The sequence below is a fragment of the Ensifer sp. Root1252 genome (assembly GCF_001425885.1).
In the GTDB taxonomy this organism is placed as follows: domain Bacteria; phylum Pseudomonadota; class Alphaproteobacteria; order Rhizobiales; family Rhizobiaceae; genus Ensifer; species Ensifer canadensis.
In genome coordinates, this window is record NZ_LMDT01000034.1 from 244,901 (window position 1) to 268,162 (window position 23,262).

Consider the following 23,262-nt stretch of genomic DNA (forward strand, 5'->3'; position numbering starts at 1 on the left):
AAAATGACGATCAATTTGAAAGACCGGGTCGCCGTCGTCACCGGCGCATCGCGCGGTATCGGCTATTTCACGGCCCTCGAACTCGCCAAGGCTGGCGCCCACGTCGTCGCCTGCGCCCGCACCGTCGGTGGCCTCGAAGAGCTGGATGACGCGATCAAGGCGGTCGGCGGCTCGGCAACGCTCGTTCCGTTCGATCTCGCCGACATGGCTGCGATCGACAAGCTCGGCGGCGCGATCAACGAGCGCTGGGGCAAACTCGACATCATGGTCGCCAATGCCGGCGTGCTCGGCACCATCTCGCCGATCGGCCATGTCGAGGCCAAGGTGTTCGAGAAGGTGATGAACATCAACGTCAATGCCACCTGGCGCCTGATCCGCACGCTCGAGCCGTTGCTCATCAAGTCCGATGCCGGACGTGCGCTCATTCTCTCCTCTAGCGCTGCCCACAAGTGCAAGCCGTTCTGGGGCCCCTACTCTGCCTCCAAGGCCGCCGTCGAAGCGCTCGCCCGCACATGGGCCGGAGAGACACAGCGACTACCGCTGCGCATCCTCAGCGTCGATCCGGGCGCAACCCGCACCGCGATGCGCGCCCAGGCGATGCCCGGTGAAGATCCGGAGACCGTGCCGCACCCCTCCGAGGTCGCGGCGGAGCTTCTGCCACTGGTCGGCCCGGACCAGACCGAGACCGGCAAGCTTTACATCGTTCGCGAAAAGAAGATCGTCGACTACCGCCTGCCGGAGTGACGTCACCACAAAGCCGAGATCAAAAAGGCCACCGTGTTTCCACGGTGGCCTTTTTATTTTGCGCTGACATTCAGCGTTAATGCGCGCCGCGATCTCTACTGCATGTGCAGCAATTCAAAGCGCTACAGCGCCGCGCGTCTAATAAGATGCGCGGCGCTGTAGGATTCGCTTACCGCGCTTTAAGCTCTCGTTTTGCGCATGTTGTTATCGCAAAACCGCCGCGCACTTTTGCGACATGCTTCAGTCGACCTTGTCGCCCGGCAGGCCGTCGCCGCCATGGGCGGGATGGGCGGGCCAGTCGCCGCCATACTTGCGCTGCCACGAGCGCGCGCCGAACGGCAGCGTGATCAGGTAGCCAAGCGCCGTCACCGCCATTGTCTCCCAGGTGTAGGTCATCAGCGTCGCGACATAAAAGACGACGACGAGAATGACCGGCAGGACGAGATCGCGGCGAACGCGGCTGTTTTCCGACTTGCCCGACCAGACCGGCAGACGGCTGACCAGCAGGAAGGCAATCAGCACGGTGTAGCCCGATGCGATCAGCGCGAAGGTGCGCTCAGGTGCCAAGCCCAGCAGGCCGAGATAGACCGGCAGCAGCACCAGCATGGCACCCGCCGGCGCAGGCACGCCGACGAAATACTCCGACTGCCACGCTGCCTTGGACTGGCGCTCGGCCATGACGTTGAAGCGGGCCAATCGCAGGCCGCAGGCGATCGCGTAGATCAACGCCGCAATCCAGCCGATCGAGCGGGCCTGATCCAGGATGAAGACGTAGAGAACGAGCGCCGGCGCCACGCCGAAGTTGATGATATCGGCGAGGGAGTCCATCTGGCCGCCGAAGTTCGACGTCGCCTTCAGCAGGCGCGCGACGCGACCGTCGATACCGTCGAGAAAGGCCGCAAGCAACACCATGGCAACGGCGAGCTCGATGCGGTTTTCGAAGGCGAGCCGAATGCCGGAGAGACCTGCGCAGATCGCCAGCACGGTGATCATGTTCGGGATCATCAGGCGCAGCGGTATCTCGCGCAGTCGAGGGCCGCGACCGGTATCGCTTGAACCGTTCGCCTCGCCCGCGACTTTCGGCGGTTCGGCTGGGTTTTCCTGTTGAGGACCTTCCATAGGGGCTCCTTATGCGCGACGGCTGATGACCGGGCCCTTGGCCGAGCCGAATTCGGCAAGCACGGTTTCACCGGCAATCGCGGTCTGGCCGAGGCTGACGCGGGGCTCGACACCATCAGGCAGGAAAACGTCGAGGCGCGAGCCGAACCGGATGAGGCCGAAACGCTCACCGGCGTCGAGCGAGCCGTTTTCATACTTCCAGCAGATGATGCGGCGGGCAACCAGACCGGCGATCTGTACGACGCCGATTTCACCATGCTTCGTCTGGATGACGAGGCCGTTGCGTTCGTTCTCGTGGCTGGCCTTGTCGAGTTCGGCGTTGACGAACTTGCCGGCGCGGTAGGCGATGCGGCTGATGGTGCCGGTCATCGGCGCACGGTTCACGTGGCAGTTGAAGACGTTCATGAAGACCGAGATGCGCAGCATCGGTTCGGAACCAAGACCCAGCTCTTCCGGCGGCGTCACCATGGCAATCGACGAAACGCGGCCATCGGCCGGGCTGATCACCAGATCGTCGTCGATCGGCGTCATGCGCTCGGGGTCACGGAAGAAATAGGCGCACCAGGCGGTGAGCAGGAAGCCGATCCACATCAGCGGCTCCCACAGCAAGCCCAGCACCAGCGACGCGACGAAGAAGATCGCGATGAAGCGATAGCCTTCCTTGTGCACCGGGACCAGCGTGTTGCGCACCGTATTGACCAAGCTCATGAACTCTACTCCAAATTTGCTGTGGAACGTGACCTAGCGCGAAATGCCGCCCGCGGCAACGCTGCCCGCCCGACAGCGACAAAACGCGTCGCGATCAGCGACAAGACATGGCCGTCATAGGGCCGGCTCGCCACGCGTGACGATACCGAGGTCGTCGCTCTCGCGCACACGCTTCAATTGTTCTTCCGCCTGGGTCGCCTCGCGCTGGCGGCTCCACATGGAAGCATAAAGTCCGTCGCGATCGATCAGTTCCCCGTGCGTGCCGCGCTCGGCGATGACGCCATCCTTGAGCACGATGATCTCATCGGCATTGATGACCGTCGAAAGCCGGTGGGCGATAACCAGTGTCGTGCGGTTGCGGGAAACCACGTCGAGCGCCGACTGGATTTCCTGTTCCGTGCGCGTGTCGAGCGCGGAAGTTGCCTCATCGAGGATGAGGATCGGCGGTGCCTTCAGGATCGTACGGGCGATGGCGACACGCTGCTTCTCGCCGCCCGAAAGCTTGAGGCCGCGCTCGCCGACCATTGCCTGAAACCCTTCGGGAAGCGACTGGATGAAGGTCGCGATCTGTGCCGCCTCAGCCGCAGCGACAACCTCCTCCTCGGTTGCCGAAACGCGTCCGTAGCGGATGTTGTAGGCGATGGTATCGTTGAACAGCACGGTGTCCTGCGGCACCATGCCGATCACGGCGCGCAGGCTCTTCTGTGTCACACCGCGCACGTCCTGCCCGTCGATAGTGATCGTGCCCTGTTGCACGTCGTAGAAGCGATAAAGAAGCCGCGACAGCGTCGACTTGCCGGCCCCCGACGGGCCGACGACGGCAACGGTCTTGCCGGCAGGCACCTCGAAGCTGATGCCTTTCAGGATCGGTCGCGCTGCATCATAGGCAAAGTGCACGTCCTTGAAGGCGATGGCGCCGTTTGCAATGGCGAGCTGCCGCGCATCCGGGCGGTCGACCACTTCGGCTTCGACGTCGAGCAGATCGAACATGTGTTCGATGTCGGTCAGCCCCTGGCGGATTTCGCGATAGACGAAGCCGATGAAATTGAGCGGAATGGCCAGCTGGATCAGCATGGCGTTGATGAAGACGAAGTCCCCGAGCGTCTGCTCGCCGCGCTGCACCGCGAGCGCGGACATGACCATCATGACTGCCGTGCCAGCGCCAAAGATCATCGCCTGGCCGAAGTTGAGCCAGCCGAGCGAGGTCCAGACCTGGGTCGCCGCCTTCTCATAGCGCTCCATGGATCTGTCGAAGCGCTTGGCTTCCATTTCTTCGTTGCCGAAATACTTGACGGTCTCGAAGTTCAAGAGCGAGTCGATCGCCTTGGTGTTGGCGTCGGTGTCGCTGTCGTTCATGGAGCGGCGGATGGCGATGCGCCAGTCGCTCGCCTTGACCGTAAACCAGATATAGAGCCAGACGGTGATGGCCGTGACCAGCAGGTAGCTGAAACCGTAGCCCCACCAGAAGATCACGGCGGTCAGCAAAAATTCGATCAGCGTCGGTACACTGTTCAGAATGGTGAAGCGAACGATGGTCTCGATGCCCTTGGTGCCGCGCTCGATCACGCGCGACAGGCCGCCGGTGCGTCGCTCGAGATGAAAGCGCAGCGACAACTGGTGCATATGCACGAAGGTCTTGTAGGCGAGTTGCCGGACCGCATGCTGCCCGACGCTGGCAAACAGCGCGTCGCGCAACTGGTTGAGCCCCGCCTGCAGCAAACGCGCGAGGTTATAGGCAAGCACCAGCATGACTGCGCCGCCCAGGAACTGCGGCAGGAAGCCCAGTGCATCCGGCTTGTTGTTCAGCGCATCCGTCGCCCACTTGAAGAAATAAGGAACGAGGATGAGGACGACCTTGGCAATCACCAGGATGATCGTCGCCCAGACGACTCGAAGCTTCAGATCAGCCCGATCTGAAGGCCACATGTAGGGCCACAGGTTGACGATGGTTCGAAACGGGTTGCTCGTATCGGCGGAAATCGTCTTCGTCTGGTTCTGAGGTGCCACGTCTTGATCCGCCTTCACTCTTTCGCACGCCCGGGCGGACGGTCATGCCAATCCACCGGCGTCGCGCAGTTGCGGCTCCGCGCCTCGAACCTTTGGGCAAGGACATCGGGGCACATCATCGCCATCCAATGAAAAGCGGCGTCTCGTTGAAGACGCCGCCTTCTTTGACAAATAGGTCTCCGTCGACACTGCCGCAATGCGATGATGTCGATGAACAGCCTATTGCTCGTGTTTCATGTGCTTCTTGTGAATTTCGCGCGATTCTTCATCGGAAAGTGCCTGATCGGGAACGCCGAAGACCTGGCCAGGGCGGATGCGATCGGGGTTTTCGATCTGTGCCTGGTTGGCGAGGTAGATCGTGGTGTAGCGAACACCCGCGCCATAGACACGCCGTGAGATCTGCCAGAGCGTATCACCGCGACGGATGATCACGGAACTCTTGCTTTCCTTCAGCGGCGCCTGCTCCACCGTTGCCGGCTGAGCCTGGGTTTCAGTCGAGGCCATGGAAGGCTGCGCAGCGGCGACGTCATTGGTGATCGAGCTGCCGGCACCCTTGACCTTCGACGCGCCGGAAGCCTCGGCGATCTCGCCCGATGCGATGGTGTTGGCAACCGCCGGCGTGACACTGCCGCGTTCAGCAAGGATTGCACCGACCGAGGCTTCGACCTTGGTTAGGGCCGCAGCGACACTTGAGGCATCCTGCGGGGCCTCCTTCAGCACGGCCAGCGCATCGGCAGCAGCCTTTGCTGTCCGGGCGACCTCGCCTGCGAGCGCCTGATCGGAATTGTCGGCGAGCCTGAAATCGGCCAGCGACTTCAGTGCGAATTCGCTTGCTGAGCGTGCTGCCGCGAGTTGCTCGCCCGTCGGCACCTTGCCATTGGAGAAAAGCCCCTTCAGCAGCGCGAGCGCCTTGCCGGCTTCGGCACGCAGCCCGTCGAGGCCGGCTGTCGCGGCGGCCGAAACCGGGCCGGCAACAGCTGCGACCTGGCTACCGGCCGGGCGGTCGAACGGCACCGATGCGCGCATGACGACCTTGCTTGCGTCCTCGCTCAACATGTCTGCACGGATGATGTGGCTGCCGACCGCAAGGTCGATCTGACCGTCTACGACAAAGTGGCCCTTGTCATCCGCCTTCATTTCGCCGAGCAGCTTGTCGTCCGCGTAGATGCGAACGACGGCACCGGGCTTTGCGCTACCGGCGACGAACATCTTGGCGCCCTCGATCTCGACGGCGGTGACCTGCAGCCCTACAGCGCCGTTTGGCTTTGCCGCCGTTGCGTCGCTCGTCGTCTGCGGCGTTGCAGACGCCACATCGGCGGATGTCGCCGCGGCCGGCTGCGAAGCAGGCGCGTCAGCCGTCTGCGCAACGCCCGCCAGCGCGTCAGGCGTGGTGAGCAGCCGGCTGGCAGTGCCGGGCTTAGAGACCATGGCAAGCAATTGGCCGGTCGGGTCCTTTGGAACGGAAACCGTTGCGACTTCTTGCGAATTCTTGGCAACGCCGTCTTCGCCGACCGCGCGCAGGGTCAGCTGGTAGTCCCCGGCCGGAAGCGGCTTGTCGAAGACGGCGGCGAAATCGCCGGTCACGCCGACATCAGCCGTTCCGACGATCGTCGCGCCGTTGAGGATTTCCAGCTTGGAACCGGGTGCGGCGTGGCCGGCAACAACGGTCGAACCATCGGGCTCGACGCGCAGCACGTCAAAACCGGGAATAGATGCATCCTCGACCGGTGATTTCGCGTCAGCGGCGCTTGCCGCCTGTTGCGGCTCCGCCATTTTGCTGGCGTCATCGGACTTCGCCGAGTCCGAAGTGGGCTGAGGCCCGCCGGTCGACGATGCCGCGTCACCGGTTTGGGCCGGAGCGTTTGCCGTGCCATCGGCCGAGGCTTCCTTGCCGTCACGCAAATTCGGTTGAACTACAAAAACCATCAACGCTGTTGCTGCCGCAAGGACAGTAAGGGCCACCCAGCCGGCCTTGTTCTTGATCATGCCACTCTCCACAGGAGCGGAGCGACGCTCCGCGCATGCCCTCTCATCGGCCTAAGGCGCGGGGCTTGCGCGGTCATTATAGCGCAACTGCGAGCTACCCGCCCAATTTCTTCAATCGATCCCTGAAATTGCTAGCGTTTCCTAGTGTAGCAGACAAGCAGCCGCCCCTGCTGCAGGCGCCGCGAACCAAGCTTTCCCCTCATTTTTCTTGACCCTTGCTGCGCTGCAATGCTTTTTGACCGGATGAGCACTGAAACCAGCACGATTCGATCCATCTGCGTCTACTGTGGTTCGCAGCCCGGGCGCGACCCGATTTACATGGAAGCCGGCCGCGCGCTCGGCCGCTCGATCGCCGACCATGGCCTGCGTCTGGTCTATGGCGGCGGCACGCGCGGCATCATGGGAGCGGTCGCCAGCGGCGTGCTTTCCAATGGCGGCGAGGTCACCGGCATCATCCCGGAATTCCTGATGGACAAGGAAGCGACGCGCCATTCGCTCGGCCAGCTCAACGAGCTGATCGTCACCGCCGACATGCATGAGCGCAAGCACACCATGTTCGAGCGGGCGGACGCCTTTGTCGCCCTGCCGGGCGGCATCGGCACGCTGGAAGAGATCGTCGAGATCATGACCTGGGCGCAGCTCGGTCGTCACCGCAAGCCGATGGTCTTCGGCAACATGAACGATTTCTGGAAGCCGATGCTGGACCTGCTGCAGCACATGCGCGCTGAAGGCTTCGTTCACACGGCCCACCTCGTCCAGCCGCTTGTCGTCGACAAGGCCGAGGACATCGTGCCGGCGATCCTTGCGGCCGCTAGCGGCGCAAACGGCCGCGAAGGCGAAGCCGAGATCATCTCCCGCCTTTAGGCCTGTGTTACACCCCCAAAATCAGAAAAGGCGCGCCTGACGGACGCGCCTTTTTCCATTCTTGCCTACTGCATGTTTTCTTAAATCACATTCGATTTAAGGATAAAAACATGCAGCAATTCAAAGTGCTACAGCGGCCTTTGCGCGTCTAACACGACGCGCGGCGCTGTAGTGTCTTATTCGGCCGGGCTGACCTGTTCGGCGCGACGGGCGCGGCTCTGTGCCAGCATGGCGCCGGAATAAATAACCAATGCGGCCCAGATCAGTGCGAAGGCGATCAGCTTTGCGGTGCCGAAAGGCTCGTGGAAGACGAAGACGGCAATCAGGAAGATCATCGTCGGCGCGATATACTGCATGATGCCGATGGTCGACAGCCGCAGCAGCTTGGCGCCATTGGCATAGATCATCAGCGGGATCGCGGTGACAATGCCGCAGGACATCAGCCACAGCACGTCAGTCATGCCCGTGTCGCCGAAGTGCCCTTGGCCGGTCGCCTCGAGCCAGATGATGTAGCCGATCGCTGGAACGCTGAGCAGCAGCACTTCGAGGAAGAAGCCCTGGTTCGGCCCGATCGGCAGCGTCTTGCGGAAAAAGGCGTAGAAGCCCCAGGAGAGGCAGAGCCCGATCGACACCCAGGGCAGACCGCCGGCATCGAAGGCGAGTACGCCAACGGCGGCAGCGGCCAGCGCGATCGCCACCATCTGCGCCGGGCTTGGCTTTTCCTTCAGCAACAGAGCGCCGAGGAAAATCGAGAAAAGCGGATTGATGTAATAGCCGAGCGCCGTCTCGATCGCGCGACCAGCACCGATCGCCCAGACATAGATACCCCAGTTGATGGTGATGAGCACGGCAGTGAGAGCCGCCATGCGCAACATGCGCGGTGAACGAAGGGCGACCTTGACGTCTTCCGTGCGCCCAAGCCACACCAGCACGAGGCCCGCGAGCGGAACCGACCAGACGATGCGGTGCGCAACCACTTCCGGCGCCGGGATATGGGCGATCGCCTTCATGAAGAAAGGCAGGAATCCCCAGAGCAGATAGGCCGTGAGCGCAAAGGCGAAGCCCTTGGCGGAATCGGTGTTTTCTGCGGGTACTTTCGCGTTCGGCTCGGCCATGACATTTTTCCTGATGTAGTCGCCGGAGGCTGTCTTGGCGATGACGCCCGCTCCGGTCGCAATCGAAGGTGCAGCCTTACCGGCCGACGAACCCTTCCATGGGGCGTCGTACTCCAATGACCATCAATGCACCAATTCATTTCCGTGAACGGATGGTGAATTTTGCTCATACTTTAGGCAAGAGCAACGACGCCCAGCGGGGTGCCTATGCTCTCCCTCACCTGAAGCAGGCGCTTACTCGGCGGCGATCAGTCCGACATGGTCGCGATTCTTCAACAGCTTGAAAATGATACTGTCCATCAACGCCTGGAACGAGGCATCTATGATGTTGTCGGAGACGCCGACCGTCCACCAGCGCGCGCCCGTGCCATCGGTCGATTCGATCAGAACGCGCGTGATCGCCTCGGTCCCGCCGTTGAGGATACGGACCTTGTAGTCCGCAAGCTCCAGGTCTTCGATCTCCGACTGGTATTTGCCGAGGTCCTTGCGCAGGGCCAGATCGAGCGCATTGACCGGCCCGTGGCCTTCGGCCACCGACATCATGGTTTCGCCATCGACGACGACCCTGACGACCGCTTCCGACACGGTTTTCAGATGACCGTTGGCGTCGAACCGACGTTCGACCATCACCCGGAAGCTTTCGACGTGGAAGAAATCCGGCACCGTCCCGAGGATGCGGCTGGCCAGCAGCGCGAAACTCGCATCGGCGCCCTCATAGGCATAACCGGTCGCCTCGCGCTCCTTGACGATCGCGATCAGCTTGTCGAGCTTGGGATCGTCTTTGCCAACCACGATCCCCCGCCGCTTCAGCGCGTTGATGAAGTTCGCCTTGCCGCCCTGGTCGGACACCATGACCTTGCGCAGATTGCCGACACTTTCAGGGGCGATGTGCTCGTAGGTGCGTGGATCCTTCAGAAGCGCCGAGGCGTGAATGCCGGCCTTGGTGGCAAAGGCCGAGGCACCGACATAGGGCGCCTGCATGTCCGGCGAGCGGTTCAATAGTTCGTCGAAAGCATGCGAGAGCTTCGTCAGTTCCTGCAGGCGGTAGGAATCGATCGCCGTTTCGAACCTGCTGGAATAGATCTCTTTCAGCGCGAGGGTGGGGATAAGCGTCACCAGATTGGCGTTGCCGCACCGCTCGCCGATGCCGTTCAGCGTTCCCTGTATCTGGCGGACGCCGGCCTCGACGGCTGCAAGCGAATTGGCTATCGCCTGCCCCGTGTCGTTATGGGCGTGGATGCCGAGACTGGCGCCGGGCACACCGGCGGCGATAACAGCCGAAACGATCTCGCGCACCTCGTGCGGCTGGGTGCCGCCATTGGTATCACAAAGCACGATCCAGCGTGCGCCCGCTTCGAAGGCAGTCTGCGCACAGGCAAGCGCATAGGCGCGGTTCGCCTTGTAGCCGTCGAAGAAATGCTCGCAGTCGACCATGGCCTCGCGGCCGGCGCCGACAACGGCTGCGACGGAAGCCCGGATGTTGTCGAGGTTTTCCTCGTTGGAACAGCCGAGCGCCACCGCCACGTGGTAATCCCAGCTCTTGGCCACGAGACAGATCGCGTCGGTGTTTGCTTCGAGCAGGGCGGCAAGGCCCGGGTCGTTCGAGGCGGAAACGCCAGCGCGCTTGGTCATGCCGAAGGCGACGAAGGAGGCCTTCTTCGTGCGCTTGCGCTTGAAGAACTCCGTATCGGTCGGGTTTGCCCCGGGATAGCCGCCTTCGACATAGTCCATGCCGAAATCGTCGAGCAGGGTGGTAATCGCGATCTTGTCCTCGACGGAAAAGTCGATGCCGGGCGTCTGCTGCCCGTCCCGTAGCGTCGTGTCGAAGAGGTAGATGCGTTCCCTGGTCATGGCTCGTTTCCAATAATGCTCAGTCGTTATTCGGTCTTGCCGGCGAATTTGTCAGTGGCGCGGATCAACCGGTCGAGGATACCGGGTTCGGAATAGGCGTGCCCTGCCCCCTCGATCAGGTGGAACTCAGCCTCGGGCCAGGCCTTGTGCAACTGCCAGGCATATTTTGCCGGGCATGGCATGTCGTAGCGGCCCTGGACGATCACGCCGGGGATGCCATGCAGACGATGGGCATCCCGCAGCAATTGGCCGTCGTCCATCCAGCCGGCATTGACGAAGAAGTGGTTCTCGATGCGCGCGAAGGCATCGGCAAACTCGTCCTCCTCAAAACGGCCGCTGGTCGACAGTTCCGGAAGCAGCGTGATCGTCTCACCTTCCCATATGCTCCAGCTCCGGGCAGCTGCCAAACGCGTCGCCCTGTCGTCGCTGGTCAGGCGCCGGTGATAGGCACGCATCATCTCGTGCCGCTCATTCTCCGGGATCGGCGCGATGAACCGCTCCCATTTGTCCGGAAACATCTCCGAGACGCCGAACTGATAGTACCAGTCGAGCTCGGCCTTGGTCAGGGTATAGATGCCGCGCAGCACCAGTTCCGTCACCCGACCCGGGTGCTTTTCCGCATAGGCGAGTGCCAGGGTCGATCCCCAGGAGCCGCCGAACACCAGCCATTTCTCGACCCCTGCCATCTCGCGCAGACGTTCGATATCGGCGACGAGGTGCCAGGTGGTGTTGGCTTCGATCTCCGCATGCGGCTTCGACATGCCGCAACCGCGCTGGTCGAACAGCGTCACGTCGTAAAGCTTGGGATCGAACAGCCGGCGATGGTTGGGCGAGATCGTGCCGCCCGGCCCGCCATGCAGGAACACCGCCGGTTTTGCGCCTGGCGTTCCTACCCGTTCCCAATAGACCGAATGACCGTCGCCGACGTCGACGTGACCCGACGCATGGGGTTCGATTTCCGGGTAGAGCGTACGCAATTGAGCAGTCATCTTCAGTCTCTCATCGGTGGCCAGTGCACCGTATCGTAATCGGGATGCTGGCGGTTCGTTTCGAGCACGAGCAGGTGCCGGGTGGCGGAAAGCTCGGTGCCGTCGTCGGTCTGCCTTTCGGGAAGCTTCGCAAGCCGCGAGAACCAAACCATGCGCGATTCTACCCCAGACTGATAAACCGGTGGCAGATCGTCTGGATCATCGAGCGAGCCGAGCACGATGTTGAGGAAATCCTCGTCCGGCATGTCATAGAAGAGCGGCGTTCCGCAATCGTGGCAGAAGGCGCGGCGCACCAGATGCGAGGAGCGAAACCATGAGGGTTGCCCGCGGGTGATGTCGAAATTGTCGCGCGCGATGTTGGCGAGCGGCATGAAATAATTGCCGGCGGCCTTCTGGCACATGCGACAGTGACAGATATGCGCATCCGCCAGCACGCCTTCGGCGCGGTAGCGGATCGCTCCGCACTGGCAGCCGCCGGTAAAGATGCGCGAAATCGTCATCGGAACACTCCCGGTTGGTGCCACTGCTCGGTGTCGTGATCGGGATGCTGGAAGGAAATGACACTCTCCTGCCTGCTATAGAAATCCGGATCCGTCAGCACCGGCTGGTCGAAGATGGTCTCGACCCAGGGGAGCCGCGAGGCATAATTAACCTGTATCTGCGGGGCCAGATCGCTGCGATCATCGAACGTGCCGATGGCGATTTCCATGCCGCCGGGATGGCGGTAGATCATCGGCGTGCCGCATTTCGGGCAGAAACCACGATCGATATTGACCGAGGATTGGAAGTAGCTCGGCTCGTCGCGCGTCCACTCGACGCCATCCTTCGGCGCTGTCACCAGCGCCGAGAAGAAGGCGCCGAACTGCTTCTGGCACATGCGGCAATGGCAGATCGACGGACGGCCGAGTTGTCCCCGAATGCGGAAACGGACCGCGCCGCACTGGCATCCGCCTGTTCGCACTGTATCGGTCATTTCTCGTCCTCCGGGGGCCAGGTTTCGGTGTCATGATCAGGATGCTGGTAGGAAACGAGATCGGCAAGGAATGCCACGGCGTCGGCATCGGCCAACGTCTCCTCCCCCGGCAATTCAGGCACTTGATCGACATAGGGCAGCTTAGCCTCGATGCCCCACTGGATTGTCGGCACGATCCCCTGAGGTTCGTCGAAGGCAGCAATCGCCAGCGCCATGCCATCGGGCGCCTCATAGGTTAGAGGCGTGCCGCAATCACCGCAAAATCCACGCCAGCCAAAATTGGACGACTGGAAGCGTTTGCGCTCGCCACGCGTCCAGTTGACGGTAGCGCCACGCACCGACACCAACGGCAGATAGAAGTTTCCGCTCGCCTTCTGGCACATGCGGCAATGGCAGACGGAAGCGTCGCCGAGAACGCCCTCGACGCGGAAACGCACGGCACCACATTGGCAGCCGCCGGTATGATACGGCCTGTTGTCGAGACTCATCGCAACGTCTCCTCAAGTCGACACATGACAGACCGCCTCGATGTTGTTGCCGTCGGGATCGAAGACGAAGGCGGCATAATAATCCGGGTGGTAGTGCGGGCGCAGTCCCGGCTTGCCATTGTCGCGGCCGCCGGCAGAAAGAGCTGCGTCGTAGAAGGCATCGACTTCGCTGCGGCTGCGTGCGGTAAAAGCATAGTGCCTGCCCGGACCTGCGGCCGCCTCATGCAACCAAAAGACCGGACGTTCGCGACCGTAACCGCCGACCTTGACGCCGCCGGTGTGCTCGGCCGGCACCATCATCAGGAGGGAGGCGCCAAGCGGCGCAAACGCCCCGTCGTAGAACGACTTCGCCTTGTCGAAATCCGCAACCGAGATACCAGTATGATCGATCATTGCACGAACTCCTCCTTCATGCGCCTCTCCTCATGCCGTCAAGCTGCGACCGCCGTCCCCTGCCCGGACACCGTCGGCATCCAAGGGCAATAGGGGATGGCAGGCCGTCTTCATCGCTTCACTTCCCAGGTCGTCAGGCGCTCGCCAGTCGCCGGGTCCTTGCCGTCTTTCAACTGGATGCCCTGGGCGAGCAGATCGTCACGGATTCTGTCGGCCGCAGCGAAATCCTTGGCCTTCAGCAATTCGAGACGTGCCCTGACGCGGCCATCGACTTCGTGCACGACGGCCTCGTCGAGTTCGACCGCCTGCGGCACGATGCCGAGCAGCGACGCGCTGGCGGCAAAGCTGCCCCTCAGGCTTGGATCGCTGGCGGTCTTCTGCGCCAGCGCATGCAGCGCCTGAACCGCCGCCACCGTGTTCAGGTCGTCGGACAGCGCCGTAACGATGGCCGGATCGACCTCGCCCTTGGCGTCGCCCGGCACCGGCCATTTCGACAGCAGATGCTCGGCCTCCTCCAGGCGCTTGATCGAGAAATCGATCGGCTCGCGGTAGTGGGTCATCAGCATGGCAAGGCGCAGCACGTCGCCCGGCCACTTCCGGCCGCCGAATTTTTCGGTGTGCAGCAATTCGTAGATGGTGACGAAGTTGCCTTCGGACTTCGACATCTTGCGGCCTTCGACCTGCAGGAAGCCGTTGTGCATCCAGACATTCGCCATCACATCCGTGCCGTGAGCGCAACGCGACTGGGCAATCTCGTTCTCGTGGTGCGGGAAGATGAGATCGAGCCCGCCGCCGTGGATATCGAAGACCTCGCCCAGATAACGCCCGCTCATGGCCGAGCACTCGATGTGCCAGCCCGGACGCCCCCTGCCCCATGGGCTTTCCCAGCCCGGTTCGTTGTCGGCCGAGAGTTTCCAGAGCACGAAATCGCCCGGGTGTTTCTTGTGCACCTCGACGGCGACGCGGGCACCGGCCTGCTGCTCGTCGAGATTGCGCTTGGAAAGCTGCCCGTAATCCGGCATCGATCTGGTATCGAACAGCACCTCGCCACCGGCCTTGTAGGCATGGCCCTTGGCAATCAGCTTGTCGATGATGTCGATCATCTGCGGAATATTGTCGGTGGCGCGCGGCTCGACATCAGGATCAAGGCAGCCGAGCGACTTGGCGTCTTCGAGGAACTGCGTCTCGGTCTTCTCGGTCACATGCCGGATCGCCTCGTTCAGCGGCAGGCCGGGATAGTCGCGCAGGGCCCGCGCGTTGATCTTGTCGTCGACGTCGGTGATGTTGCGAACATAGGTCACCCTCTGCGGCCCATAGACATGGCGCAGCAGCCGGAACAGAATATCGAAAACGATGACCGGACGCGCATTGCCGATATGGGCATAGTCGTAGACGGTCGGGCCGCAGACATACATGCGGACATTGTCAGGATCGATCGGCCGGAAATCGACCTTCTCCCGCGTCAGCGTGTTGTACAGCTTAAGTGTCGGCACTCCGCCCATTCCAAATCTCCAATACGCATGCGACCGTCAGAAATACGGCGCCCGGGAGGCCCGCACGTTTGTCATCTTGGATTTCGGGAGACGAAAACGGCCAGGCCAGCGAAGCGCTAGCGAATAATCTTCCGGCAGATAATGCAGGTAACCGTTTTCATGGCCACACTTATCGCGCGTCGCATGGCGCCGGTCAAGTGGTGAGCCGCATGCGAAGCACAGCCAACTATCCAAGCTGAGGCATGGTCATGGATTTGTCACGATTTGGCTTATCTGGGATCGCCACGCGGGAAAGAGATTCGCGGTGCAGCTTGGCCCTGCGCCACGGTTCCTGTCTCCGGAGAAAATGAGGAGGAGCGTCGTTGTCGCCTACAGCGCCGCGCGTCTTATCGGACGCGCCAAGGTCGCTGTAGCCCTTTGAATTGCTGCATGTTCTTATCCTTGAATCGGATACGATTTAAGGAAACATGCAGTAGGCAAGCGAGAACGAGGCGTTTCCGGTCCAGGAAAAGCATCAAGGAGTGCATGCACGTGAAGACCGCCAAGACCACCGACATCGCCAAGACACCCGCCGATCTGGTTCAACAGTACCGTCCGCTTGGTCTCAAGGCCGTGCTGGCCGCTGCCCTGCAGGTGAAGGCAAAGCCCACCGCCAAGCTGAAGAAGCAGACGGCCTAAGTACCCATGAGATTCAGAATAGGGACATCTGCCCGTCGTCGGGCTTGTCCCCGTTCTTGTCGTCCTTCACGGGCGCTTTCGGCACCAGTTGCGGGATGACCGCCTCCTGGATATCGGCCCCCGCATTCGCCACCTTGTTGACCTTGTCGGATACAGGGATCGCTTCGAAATAATCCTCCGACGCCGGCACCATCAGATCGAGGACGTCGCGCGGCTCCTGCGTCTTGCAATCCAGCCAGCGGGCGAAATCTTCCGGCTGGATCACCACCGGCATGCGGTCATGTATGGGGGCAATCGCGGGATTGGCGCTGGTGGTGAGCACTGCAGCAGTGTCGACTTCGGAGCCATCGGCGGAAGACCAGGTCTCCATCAGGCCGGCAAAGGCGACGATGCCCCCTTTTCGAGGACGGATCCAATAGGCCTGCGACGCCTCGCCGCTGCCCTTTGCGGGGCGATGCCATTCATAGAAGCCGGATGCCGGGACGAGAACGCGCCGATGGCGCATCGCGGCGCGAAACGATGCCTTTTCGATCGCCGTCTCGGCACGGGCATTGATCAGCAGCGGAAAGTCCCTGGGGTCCTTGACCCAGCCGGGCGTGAAGCCCCAGCGAACGAGAAGGGCCTTGCGCTCCGGCAGATTGCTGCCCGGCCCGGCGCGATCCGCGGCGACCACGACGATGATCGGCTGCGTCGGCGCAATATTGAAGCGCACCGGAAAGTCGTCGCTTTCCAGCAGGCCGAACAGCTCCATCAATTCTTCCGGGGTCGCCGTCAGCGCAAAACGTCCGCACATGACATGGATGTGGCACTTCACGTAGGATGGGTCAACGATACCGATCGAAATTGATTCCATCATGCCGAAACAGCCCGAACTCGCCTCCTCCGTCATTCTCGAACGCGATGGCCGCTACTTGCTTGTGCGGCGCGCCAATCCGCCGTCGGCCGACATGTACGCTTTTCCCGGCGGCCGGGCCGAGCCGGGAGAGACGCCGGAGCAGACGGCCCTGCGCGAATTGCAGGAAGAGACCGGCATTTGTGCCGACAACCCCGTGCTGTTTGAAACCTACGATCTGCCGGGCAAAGAATCCGAGGGTCGGCATTTCTTCCTCTCCGTCTTCAAGGCGCAGGCGGACGCGAAGGCTGTCGCTGTTGCCAGCGACGACGCAGCCGGCCTCGGATGGTTCACGCCGGACAAGATCTTTGCGCTTCCCATTCCCGACAGTGTTCGCGAATGCGTGGAAAAACTGGCCGCCCAGGCTGCAGCCAACGCAAAGACGGGCGGATGCCTTGAAACAGCCGTCGATTCGGACTTGAAGGGATGATGACATTCGGCCCGACCATCATCCGCCTGACTGTGACAACACTGCTGCTTGCCACGGCGACGGCCGCTGCGTCGCAGAAGACGGCTGCACCTCCGCAGGACAAGACGCAGACGCAAGCGCCCGCACCTGCTGTCGTCGAGGAGAAGCCGACACCCTATGACCAACGGCTGATTCGCCTCGCCGAGGTGCTTGGATCGGTCCATTATCTGCGCAATCTCTGCGTAAAAGAGCCCGAGGATGTCTGGCGGCGCTCGATGCAGCAGCTGATCGACAAGGAAACGGCCAACGAGGAAAAAAGGCGCGAGCGGATGACCGCCGCCTTCAACCGGGGGTATCGCACCTTTGCCTCTGTCTACACGACCTGCACGCAGCCGGCGATCGTCGCGGAACAGCGATATCGTGCCGAAGGAGCAACACTTGCGTCAGAAATCGTCGCTCGCTTTGGAAATTAGCAATAAATTAACCTCTTTTCTCACGACCCCGTGTCGTTTCGGGAAAAGGCTGCTAAGTTCGTTAAGAGAGTGGTAAGAAGTGACAACCGGGTCACAGTCGTTCAGTTGGGGTTCAGCCGGACGACGTTAAAGTGAGCCACTTGCAGCAATGGAAGTCGCATGGAACGAATGATGGAACCAAGCCTGACCGACATCGATGACATGATCGTCCACGAGAAAATGCAGGCAGCGCTGGAACACCAGAACGAGGCCTGGGCGGACGGCATGGCTGATGGCATCGAGCCAGAAATCATCGCCGATGCGGCCATCGCTCTAGCCATGCGGGAAACCGTTCGGCTTCATGGTGAAGAAGGTGCGGAAGCGATGCTCAATTCGCTTCGCGAGCGCATGCTCGCCGGTGAATTTTCGCCCCAACGCTCGCTTCAGTAATATCAGGACTGCCCTTATGAGCCGGAACCATGCCAACCGGACCTCTCCGGTTCGCCTTGTTACGCTGCTTCTGGCCGGTGTCGCTCTCTGCGTTCCGGTTATGATGTCGCCCGCATTCGCGCTCAGCGAATTGCAGGAAGCGCCCAACGCAGTCGCAAGCGACCAGAATACTCCTCCTCCGCCAGCCGAACCTGTGGACGACGAACCGGATCAGGAAGAAAAGCTCCCGCTCGAAATCCCGATGCCGGACCCGCTGATCAAAAAGACGGTTACCATAACGAAGGAAGATCAGGCCGCCGAAGAGCCGAAGACGGTCGAACCCGTAGAAGTGCTCAGCGACGTCTCCAAGATACCGGCGCCTGTGGCGCGCATGCGCGAGTTGATCGTCGAGGCGGCTGCCTCCGGCGATATCGAGCGGCTGCGGCCCCTGCTCGGCAAAGGCCCGACCCAGACCCAGGTCACTGGCGTCAGCGCCGATGAAGATCCGATCGCGATCCTGAAAAGCCTGTCGGGCGACCAGGATGGCGTCGAGATCCTGGCAATCCTGCTCGACGTTCTTTCGACCAGCTTCGTCCAGGTCGACAAAGGTACGCCACAGGAAGCCTATGTCTGGCCCTATTTCGCCGAAAAGCCGCTGGCCTCGCTGACCGCCCCTGAGAAAGTCGACCTCTTCCGGCTGGTGACGGCAGGCGATTTCGCGGACATGGAAGAATTCGGCAGTTACAACTTCTATCGTGTCGGCATCATGCCCGACGGGAAGTGGAAATTTTTCATCGCCGGCGACTAGAGCACTTCATCTTTAAACAGAAGCATTCTGCCGGAAGGAATTTCGGCCAGGACCAAGGCGGCTGGCAAAGAGCGCAGCAGAAGCTGCGGTCGAGACGGCCGCCGCCGGTAATGGCCGAAATTCATCCGGCCCTTAGGGTTGGCTGAAAACGGCCGCCCACTGTGTCGGATGGCTTGCCCGATGGATCCGCATCGCTCAGCGCCATCCTTCGTGTGGAACGGCCGTTTTGAGCCAACAGAATTGCTTCCGTTTAAAGATGAAGTGCTCTAAGCGCCGGCGATACGCTTGCCGTTCATCCCTGAACATCCTACCTGTTCGGCAATGTGAACAGGAATCGAGCCATGCCCAGAGTTCGCCTCGACGACCGCGCGATCGTCTCCGTTTCCGGCAAGGATGCGGAAGATCTTCTCCAGGGGTTGATCACCACCGATCTCGATGCCCTCGCCCCTGACGAGGCGAGGCCAGGCGCGCTGCTGACGCCGCAGGGCAAGATCCTGTTCGATTTCATGATTTCCCGCGACGGCGACGGCTTCAGGCTGGAAACGACTGCGGATCAGGCCGAAGCGCTTCTGAAGCGGCTGACCATGTACAAGCTGCGCTCGGCGGTGACCCTGTCGCTCGACACCTCCACACCCACTGTCATTGCCTTCGACGAGCCGCTGGCCGAGGGATTTCGCGACCACCGCTTCGAGAAGGCCGGCGCCACCGTTTTCCGCTTCTATGGTGAGAGCGAAGCGGACTCAGCCTCTAATGCCGACCTCGACCAACTCCGGATCGTCTCCGGCATTGCCGTTTCCGGCCCCGATTATGCGCTGCAGGACGCCTTCCCGCATGATGTGCTAATGGACAAGAATGGTGCGCTCTCCTTCCGCAAGGGCTGCTATGTCGGTCAGGAAGTGGTTTCGCGCATGCAGCACCGCGGCACGCAGCGCCGTCGCGTCGTAATCGTCGCCGGTGCATCGGCGCTCCCGCCGACCGGCACAGCGATAACGGCAGACGGCAAGTCGATCGGCACGCTCGGCACAGTGCGTGGCACTTCGGCCCTCGCGATCGTGCGCATCGATAAGGCCGGCGAAGCGATGGCCAACGGCGTCGACCTGCTCGCGGGCGACGTGACTGTGACGTTGACCCTGCCGGAATGGACCGGGCTTGCCTTCCCAACCACCGCCGACGAGGCAAGCGCGTGACCTCGGCACGCGCCTGGCAGCGCATGCTCTCCGGCCGGCGGCTCGACCTGCTCGACCCGTCACCGCTCGATGTCGAGATCACCGACATCGCCCACGGTCTTGCCCGCGTTGCCCGGTGGAACGGCCAGACGGCCGGGGACCACGCCTTCTCCGTCGCCCAGCACAGCCTCACCGTCGAGGACATCTTTCGCCGGAGCTACAAGTGCAACGCCGACGACTGCCTGATGGCGCTGCTGCATGACGCCCCGGAGTATGTGATCGGCGATATGATCTCCCCCTTCAAGGCCGTGGTCGGCGGCGGCTACAAGCTGGTCGAAAAGAGGCTGGAAAGCGCCATTCACCTGCGCTTCGGTCTGCCTGCCCATTGCGCCAAGGATCTGAAGGACCGGATCAAGAAGGCAGATCATATTGCCGCCTATTTCGAGGCGACTGCGCTTGCCGGCTTTTCGACCGAGGAGGCGCGAAAGTTCTTCGGGCAGCCGCGCGGCATCACCCGCGACAGCCTGCTGATCGCCCCCCTGCCGGCCATAGAGGCCCAGCGTCTGTTTACCGAGCGTTTTGCCACGCTCGAGGCGGAACGCGCCGCTGCGAAGGTGGATGCGTGAGATGCCCCAGATCGTCGTATCGCCGCTTGCCCGCATCGCCGAGATGGCTGTGCGCCACGGCTGCACCGAGATGCTGAGCCTGGTCGCCAAGGGCCAGGACTTCCACCGTCCGGCCGTCATTGCCAAGGCGCGGCACCTGACGCTGGGAATGAACGATATCAGCTTCGCCGGTACCGGTGGGCTCATCGCTCCGCAGGAAGAGCACGTCCAGCAGATCGTCGCCTTCGCCAAGGGCTGGGACCGTTCGCGGCCGATGCTCGTTCATTGCTGGATGGGCGTTTCGAGGTCGCCGGCCGCTGCCCTTATCGCCGCCCTTGCGGTGGAGCCTGAGCAGGACGACCGAGAACTGGTCGAGCGGCTGCGGTTCGCCTCTCCCTATGCGACGCCGAATACGCGGCTTGTCGAAATCGGCGACACTGTCTTGTCGCGCGGCGGGCGGCTGGTCGCTGCCGTACGCTCGATCGGCCGCGGTGCGGACACGGACGGCAATGTTCCCTTCGTGCTGCCGCTTGTAGCCGAGGGAGCCAATGTTGGCGACTGAGATGCGGGCCGTCACCGTCGAAATCGGTCTCAACGCGGCCATCGTTGCCGTCGTCAGCCGCAGCCCGCGCATCCTGGCCGTCAACGAGGCGGATGGCGACGCGAGGGACAGCCTGCCCTTCGGCCCCTTCGACCCTGCTCTTCACCGCACCTTCGAGACCAGTCTGCGCGACCGCGTGGAAAAACGCACGGCGCTCAAGCTCGGCTATATCGAGCAGCTCTACACCTTCGGCGACCGCGGACGGCAGCGCCTGCCGGGCGAAGAAGGCAAGCACATGGTCTCGGTCGGCTATCTCGCCCTGACGCGAACCGATACCGAGAACACCGAGCGGTTGGCCGAGGCCGGCGCGCACTGGCGCGACTGGTACGGCTACCTGCCGTGGGAGGATTGGCGGCAGGGCCGCCCTGCCATCCTCGACCAGCTGATTTTGCCCGCGCTCTCGCGGTGGGAGCTTGCCACATCAGACGACGAGCGCATGGCGCCAAGCGCGCAGCGGCGCGCACGCATCCGGCTTGCCTTCGGCCTCGACGATTTCCCCTGGGACGAGGAACGGGTGCTGGAGCGTTACGAGTTGCTCTACGAGGCCGGTCTCGTGCGCGAAGCGGTGATTGACGGCCGCAGCCGGGAGCAGGACAACGCTGCCGCCGGGCAGGCCATGCGCCACGACCACCGCCGCATCGTCGCAACGGCGATCGCCCGCCTGCGCGGCAAGATCAAATATCGGCCGGTCATTTTCGAACTGATGCCGCCCGAATTCACCCTCACCGATCTGCAGGCAACGGTAGAGGCCATTTCCGGCCGCCACCTGCACAAGCAGAATTTTCGGCGTCTGGTCGACGGTGCGGAGCTGGTCGAGCCGACCGGCATGACGCTGGCGTCGACCGGCGGCAGGCCTGCGGCGCTGTTCCGCTTCCGCCGGCAAATCCTCGACGAACGGCCCGCACCCGGCCTCAAGGTGGGCGGCCGCTCATCCTCCGCATGAAACGCGCAGGCAGAAACGACTGGGGATTTATGCTGGCGATGACATCGTTGCGGCGGGTTTAATGTGCGGACTGCATCTAACACTTCGGCCAATGCGCGCTACATTCGTTCAATTGGATATGGTGCCGGCTCTGTGGCCGGCTAGAGCGCTTCCGGTTGAAACGGAGTCAAAGAAGCACTCTACCTCTTTGTTTTAACGCATTTCCGAACGGAAAATCGCTCCGCACTTTTTCTGGAAATGCTTTAGGGAAGAACACATGCTGCTTGCGCTTGCGCTGCTCACCAGCCTCCTGACGGACCAGCCTCTCCTGCCGAACCCGCAGGGGAACAAGGCGATCCCCGACTATTTCAAGAACAACCAGATGGGCCGCGGCCAGGTGACGATCTGCAACCTCAACGGCCAGGACATGCGAGGGCAGTTCAAGATCTGTCGCTATGACTGCGGCACGGAGATCACCATCGACAAACGCGTCGTCTGCCCCTTCATCATGCAGCGCTAGCGTCGGCCTCAACTGCGCCGACGGCCACTAAACAACTCCTTAAACCGGAATCGATTCAGGGCCCTATGCGGCGCGCTTCAAGCATTATCGCGGCGCTTACGCGTCGGAGCGCCTCAGTGCTTGATCGCTACGTCCAGACCGATGTCGAGCGTCGGAGCGGCCATGGTGATCTTGGAGGTCGAGATATAGTCGACGCCGGTCTCGGCGATGGCACGTACCGTGTCGATCCTGACGTTGCCGGAAGCTTCCAGGCGCGTGCGCCGCGGGTCTGCGGCATAGGCCTCGTCGCCAAGCTGCCAATGGGCGGCGTTGATGGCGACGGCTTCGCGCAGGCGCACCGGTCCCATATTGTCGAGCAGGATGACGTCCGGTGCCGCAGTCAGCGCCTCGCGCATCTGGTCGAGGCCATCGACCTCGATCTCGATCTTGACCAGATGACCGCAATAGGCGCGCGCCGCATGGACGGCGCCGGCAACGCCGCCGGAGACGGCGATGTGATTGTCCTTGATCAGCACGGCGTCGTCGAGGCCATAGCGATGATTGGAGCCACCGCCGAGACGCACGGCGTATTTCTCCAGCGCGCGCAGGCCAGGGATCGTCTTGCGGGTGCAGCAGACCTTTGCGCGCGTGTGGGCAATCTCGTCGGCAAATTTCGCGGTGTAGGTGGCAATGCCCGAGAGATGCATGAGGAAGTTCAGGCCAACGCGCTCGGCCGACAGAAGCCCGCGGGCGCGACCAGAGATGCGGGCAATCGCCGTTCCCGGTGTCACACGATCTCCGTCCGAAACCAGAGCCTCGAAGACGATGGACGGATCGACGAAGCGGAACGCTGTCCGCGCCAGCTCAAGCCCGGCAATCACCCCGGGATCGCGGGCGTTCATGCCAGCCGTTGCCGACAGTTCCGGCCCGATCGTCGACAGGGTGGTGATGTCGCCGGCGCGACCGAGATCTTCGAGCAAGGCGGCACGCACCTGATCCTCGACCATGAGGGCGGGCAGTTCGGGGCGAAGGGCTGCAGTCATCTGGTCGTTGGTCCTGTCTCTATTCTCA

The 23,262-nt window shown here is 62.2% G+C and carries 26 protein-coding genes; 12 read left to right on the forward strand and 14 right to left on the reverse strand.

Features of this window, described 5'->3' with window-relative positions; all coding sequences use genetic code 11:
* The first annotated feature begins 3 nt into the window (after nt 1–3).
* Nucleotides 4–744: an SDR family NAD(P)-dependent oxidoreductase gene (locus ASD02_RS27965; RefSeq protein ID WP_025426434.1), complete on the forward strand. Its 741-nt coding sequence runs from the start codon at nt 4–6 to the stop codon at nt 742–744.
* Nucleotides 745–984: 240 nt separating this feature from the next.
* On the opposite strand, the gene pssA is transcribed toward ASD02_RS27965, so the two are convergent.
* The 4 genes from pssA to ASD02_RS27985 all read right to left on the reverse strand — a co-directional run bounded on the left by pssA (nt 985) and on the right by ASD02_RS27985 (nt 6,564).
* The gene (pssA, locus tag ASD02_RS27970; RefSeq protein ID WP_025426433.1) at nt 985–1,863 is read right to left on the reverse strand and encodes a CDP-diacylglycerol--serine O-phosphatidyltransferase; all 879 of its coding nucleotides are present in this window, start codon (nt 1,861–1,863) and stop codon (nt 985–987) included.
* Between the two features lie 9 nt (nt 1,864–1,872).
* On the reverse strand, nt 1,873–2,571 hold the full coding sequence (locus ASD02_RS27975; protein ID WP_025426432.1) for a phosphatidylserine decarboxylase: 699 nt from the start codon (nt 2,569–2,571) through the stop codon (nt 1,873–1,875).
* A 114-nt stretch (nt 2,572–2,685) separates the two neighbouring features.
* Nucleotides 2,686–4,578 carry an ABC transporter ATP-binding protein/permease gene (locus ASD02_RS27980; RefSeq protein ID WP_025426431.1) on the reverse strand — a complete coding sequence of 631 codons (1,893 nt, stop codon included), beginning with the start codon at nt 4,576–4,578 and terminating at the stop codon, nt 2,686–2,688.
* Nucleotides 4,579–4,797: 219 nt separating this feature from the next.
* Nucleotides 4,798–6,564 carry a LysM peptidoglycan-binding domain-containing protein gene (locus ASD02_RS27985; RefSeq protein ID WP_057221483.1) on the reverse strand — a complete coding sequence of 589 codons (1,767 nt, stop codon included), beginning with the start codon at nt 6,562–6,564 and terminating at the stop codon, nt 4,798–4,800.
* A 243-nt stretch (nt 6,565–6,807) separates the two neighbouring features.
* Here ASD02_RS27985 and ASD02_RS27990 point away from each other — a divergent pair, with 243 nt between their 5' ends.
* Nucleotides 6,808–7,428 (forward strand): TIGR00730 family Rossman fold protein, encoded by a 621-nt coding sequence (locus tag ASD02_RS27990; protein WP_025426429.1) that lies wholly within the window; start codon nt 6,808–6,810, stop codon nt 7,426–7,428.
* A 176-nt stretch (nt 7,429–7,604) separates the two neighbouring features.
* On the opposite strand, the gene rarD is transcribed toward ASD02_RS27990, so the two are convergent.
* From rarD to cysS, 8 genes are all read right to left on the reverse strand, one after another.
* Nucleotides 7,605–8,543: an EamA family transporter RarD gene (rarD, locus tag ASD02_RS27995; RefSeq protein WP_025426428.1), complete on the reverse strand. Its 939-nt coding sequence runs from the start codon at nt 8,541–8,543 to the stop codon at nt 7,605–7,607.
* Nucleotides 8,544–8,777: 234 nt separating this feature from the next.
* Nucleotides 8,778–10,394: a citramalate synthase gene (cimA, locus tag ASD02_RS28000; protein ID WP_057221484.1), complete on the reverse strand. Its 1,617-nt coding sequence runs from the start codon at nt 10,392–10,394 to the stop codon at nt 8,778–8,780.
* A 26-nt stretch (nt 10,395–10,420) separates the two neighbouring features.
* Entirely contained in the window at nt 10,421–11,383 is a 963-nt protein-coding gene (gene pip, locus ASD02_RS28005) for a prolyl aminopeptidase (RefSeq protein ID WP_025426426.1), read from the reverse strand.
* A gap of 2 nt (nt 11,384–11,385) precedes the next feature.
* A complete protein-coding gene (locus tag ASD02_RS28010) occupies nt 11,386–11,883 on the reverse strand; it encodes a GFA family protein (protein ID WP_025426425.1) in 498 nt (165 codons plus the stop codon).
* The gene (locus ASD02_RS28015) at nt 11,880–12,356 is read right to left on the reverse strand and encodes a GFA family protein (protein WP_025426424.1); all 477 of its coding nucleotides are present in this window, start codon (nt 12,354–12,356) and stop codon (nt 11,880–11,882) included. The genes ASD02_RS28010 and ASD02_RS28015 overlap by 4 nt, the downstream gene beginning before the upstream one ends.
* The gene (locus ASD02_RS28020; protein WP_025426423.1) at nt 12,353–12,844 is read right to left on the reverse strand and encodes a GFA family protein; all 492 of its coding nucleotides are present in this window, start codon (nt 12,842–12,844) and stop codon (nt 12,353–12,355) included. The genes ASD02_RS28015 and ASD02_RS28020 overlap by 4 nt, the downstream gene beginning before the upstream one ends.
* A 12-nt stretch (nt 12,845–12,856) precedes the next feature.
* Nucleotides 12,857–13,237 (reverse strand): VOC family protein, encoded by a 381-nt coding sequence (locus ASD02_RS28025; RefSeq protein ID WP_025426422.1) that lies wholly within the window; start codon nt 13,235–13,237, stop codon nt 12,857–12,859.
* A 110-nt stretch (nt 13,238–13,347) separates the two neighbouring features.
* Nucleotides 13,348–14,739 (reverse strand): cysteine--tRNA ligase, encoded by a 1,392-nt coding sequence (cysS, locus tag ASD02_RS28030; protein WP_025426421.1) that lies wholly within the window; start codon nt 14,737–14,739, stop codon nt 13,348–13,350.
* 522 nt (nt 14,740–15,261) lie between these two features.
* Between cysS and ASD02_RS39055 the strand changes: the two genes are divergently transcribed.
* Nucleotides 15,262–15,408: a hypothetical protein gene (locus tag ASD02_RS39055; RefSeq protein ID WP_162174732.1), complete on the forward strand. Its 147-nt coding sequence runs from the start codon at nt 15,262–15,264 to the stop codon at nt 15,406–15,408.
* A 13-nt stretch (nt 15,409–15,421) separates the two neighbouring features.
* Here the strand turns inward: ASD02_RS39055 and ASD02_RS28035 are convergent, their stop codons facing one another.
* Complete coding sequence (locus tag ASD02_RS28035; protein ID WP_038576820.1) at nt 15,422–16,201, reverse strand: SOS response-associated peptidase; 780 nt, start codon at nt 16,199–16,201, stop codon at nt 15,422–15,424.
* Nucleotides 16,202–16,259: 58 nt separating this feature from the next.
* Between ASD02_RS28035 and ASD02_RS28040 the strand changes: the two genes are divergently transcribed.
* The 9 genes from ASD02_RS28040 to ASD02_RS28080 all read left to right on the forward strand — a co-directional run bounded on the left by ASD02_RS28040 (nt 16,260) and on the right by ASD02_RS28080 (nt 22,212).
* Nucleotides 16,260–16,730 (forward strand): NUDIX domain-containing protein, encoded by a 471-nt coding sequence (locus tag ASD02_RS28040; protein ID WP_025426419.1) that lies wholly within the window; start codon nt 16,260–16,262, stop codon nt 16,728–16,730.
* Complete coding sequence (locus tag ASD02_RS28045) at nt 16,730–17,182, forward strand: TIGR02301 family protein (protein WP_025426418.1); 453 nt, start codon at nt 16,730–16,732, stop codon at nt 17,180–17,182. Before ASD02_RS28040 ends, ASD02_RS28045 begins: the two co-directional genes overlap by 1 nt.
* A 159-nt stretch (nt 17,183–17,341) precedes the next feature.
* Nucleotides 17,342–17,611 (forward strand): hypothetical protein, encoded by a 270-nt coding sequence (locus ASD02_RS28050; RefSeq protein ID WP_025426417.1) that lies wholly within the window; start codon nt 17,342–17,344, stop codon nt 17,609–17,611.
* Nucleotides 17,612–17,627: 16 nt separating this feature from the next.
* A complete protein-coding gene (locus ASD02_RS28055; RefSeq protein ID WP_025426416.1) occupies nt 17,628–18,398 on the forward strand; it encodes a hypothetical protein in 771 nt (256 codons plus the stop codon).
* 341 nt (nt 18,399–18,739) lie between these two features.
* Complete coding sequence (locus tag ASD02_RS28060; RefSeq protein ID WP_025426415.1) at nt 18,740–19,585, forward strand: folate-binding protein YgfZ; 846 nt, start codon at nt 18,740–18,742, stop codon at nt 19,583–19,585.
* A complete protein-coding gene (locus ASD02_RS28065) occupies nt 19,582–20,190 on the forward strand; it encodes an HD family hydrolase (RefSeq protein WP_057221485.1) in 609 nt (202 codons plus the stop codon). Before ASD02_RS28060 ends, ASD02_RS28065 begins: the two co-directional genes overlap by 4 nt.
* Before the next feature lies 1 nt (nt 20,191).
* Nucleotides 20,192–20,731 (forward strand): tyrosine phosphatase family protein, encoded by a 540-nt coding sequence (locus ASD02_RS28070; protein ID WP_025426413.1) that lies wholly within the window; start codon nt 20,192–20,194, stop codon nt 20,729–20,731.
* 1 nt (nt 20,732) lies between these two features.
* Nucleotides 20,733–21,713 (forward strand): NAD regulator, encoded by a 981-nt coding sequence (locus tag ASD02_RS28075; protein ID WP_156408477.1) that lies wholly within the window; start codon nt 20,733–20,735, stop codon nt 21,711–21,713.
* A gap of 256 nt (nt 21,714–21,969) precedes the next feature.
* Nucleotides 21,970–22,212 (forward strand): hypothetical protein, encoded by a 243-nt coding sequence (locus ASD02_RS28080; RefSeq protein ID WP_025426411.1) that lies wholly within the window; start codon nt 21,970–21,972, stop codon nt 22,210–22,212.
* A 113-nt stretch (nt 22,213–22,325) separates the two neighbouring features.
* Here ASD02_RS28080 and nadC read toward each other — a convergent pair whose 3' ends face one another.
* Complete coding sequence (nadC, locus tag ASD02_RS28085; protein WP_025426410.1) at nt 22,326–23,234, reverse strand: carboxylating nicotinate-nucleotide diphosphorylase; 909 nt, start codon at nt 23,232–23,234, stop codon at nt 22,326–22,328.
* Nucleotides 23,235–23,262 lie beyond the last annotated feature (28 nt).

Coding starts and splice junctions, on each gene's coding strand:
- ASD02_RS27965 (WP_025426434.1), top strand. CDS start 4: ATGACGATCAATTTGAAAGACCGGGTCGCCGTCGTCACCGGCGCATCG.
- pssA (WP_025426433.1), bottom strand. CDS start 1,863: ATGGAAGGTCCTCAACAGGAAAACCCAGCCGAACCGCCGAAAGTCGCG.
- ASD02_RS27975 (WP_025426432.1), bottom strand. CDS start 2,571: ATGAGCTTGGTCAATACGGTGCGCAACACGCTGGTCCCGGTGCACAAG.
- ASD02_RS27985 (WP_057221483.1), bottom strand. CDS start 6,564: ATGATCAAGAACAAGGCCGGCTGGGTGGCCCTTACTGTCCTTGCGGCA.
- ASD02_RS27990 (WP_025426429.1), top strand. CDS start 6,808: ATGAGCACTGAAACCAGCACGATTCGATCCATCTGCGTCTACTGTGGT.
- rarD (WP_025426428.1), bottom strand. CDS start 8,543: ATGGCCGAGCCGAACGCGAAAGTACCCGCAGAAAACACCGATTCCGCC.
- cimA (WP_057221484.1), bottom strand. CDS start 10,394: ATGACCAGGGAACGCATCTACCTCTTCGACACGACGCTACGGGACGGG.
- pip (WP_025426426.1), bottom strand. CDS start 11,383: ATGACTGCTCAATTGCGTACGCTCTACCCGGAAATCGAACCCCATGCG.
- ASD02_RS28010 (WP_025426425.1), bottom strand. CDS start 11,883: ATGACGATTTCGCGCATCTTTACCGGCGGCTGCCAGTGCGGAGCGATC.
- ASD02_RS28015 (WP_025426424.1), bottom strand. CDS start 12,356: ATGACCGATACAGTGCGAACAGGCGGATGCCAGTGCGGCGCGGTCCGT.
- ASD02_RS28020 (WP_025426423.1), bottom strand. CDS start 12,844: ATGAGTCTCGACAACAGGCCGTATCATACCGGCGGCTGCCAATGTGGT.
- ASD02_RS28025 (WP_025426422.1), bottom strand. CDS start 13,237: ATGATCGATCATACTGGTATCTCGGTTGCGGATTTCGACAAGGCGAAG.
- cysS (WP_025426421.1), bottom strand. CDS start 14,739: ATGGGCGGAGTGCCGACACTTAAGCTGTACAACACGCTGACGCGGGAG.
- ASD02_RS28035 (WP_038576820.1), bottom strand. CDS start 16,201: ATGTGCGGACGTTTTGCGCTGACGGCGACCCCGGAAGAATTGATGGAG.
- ASD02_RS28045 (WP_025426418.1), top strand. CDS start 16,730: ATGACATTCGGCCCGACCATCATCCGCCTGACTGTGACAACACTGCTG.
- ASD02_RS28050 (WP_025426417.1), top strand. CDS start 17,342: ATGGAACGAATGATGGAACCAAGCCTGACCGACATCGATGACATGATC.
- ASD02_RS28055 (WP_025426416.1), top strand. CDS start 17,628: ATGAGCCGGAACCATGCCAACCGGACCTCTCCGGTTCGCCTTGTTACG.
- ASD02_RS28060 (WP_025426415.1), top strand. CDS start 18,740: ATGCCCAGAGTTCGCCTCGACGACCGCGCGATCGTCTCCGTTTCCGGC.
- ASD02_RS28070 (WP_025426413.1), top strand. CDS start 20,192: ATGCCCCAGATCGTCGTATCGCCGCTTGCCCGCATCGCCGAGATGGCT.
- ASD02_RS28075 (WP_156408477.1), top strand. CDS start 20,733: ATGCGGGCCGTCACCGTCGAAATCGGTCTCAACGCGGCCATCGTTGCC.
- ASD02_RS28080 (WP_025426411.1), top strand. CDS start 21,970: ATGCTGCTTGCGCTTGCGCTGCTCACCAGCCTCCTGACGGACCAGCCT.
- nadC (WP_025426410.1), bottom strand. CDS start 23,234: ATGACTGCAGCCCTTCGCCCCGAACTGCCCGCCCTCATGGTCGAGGAT.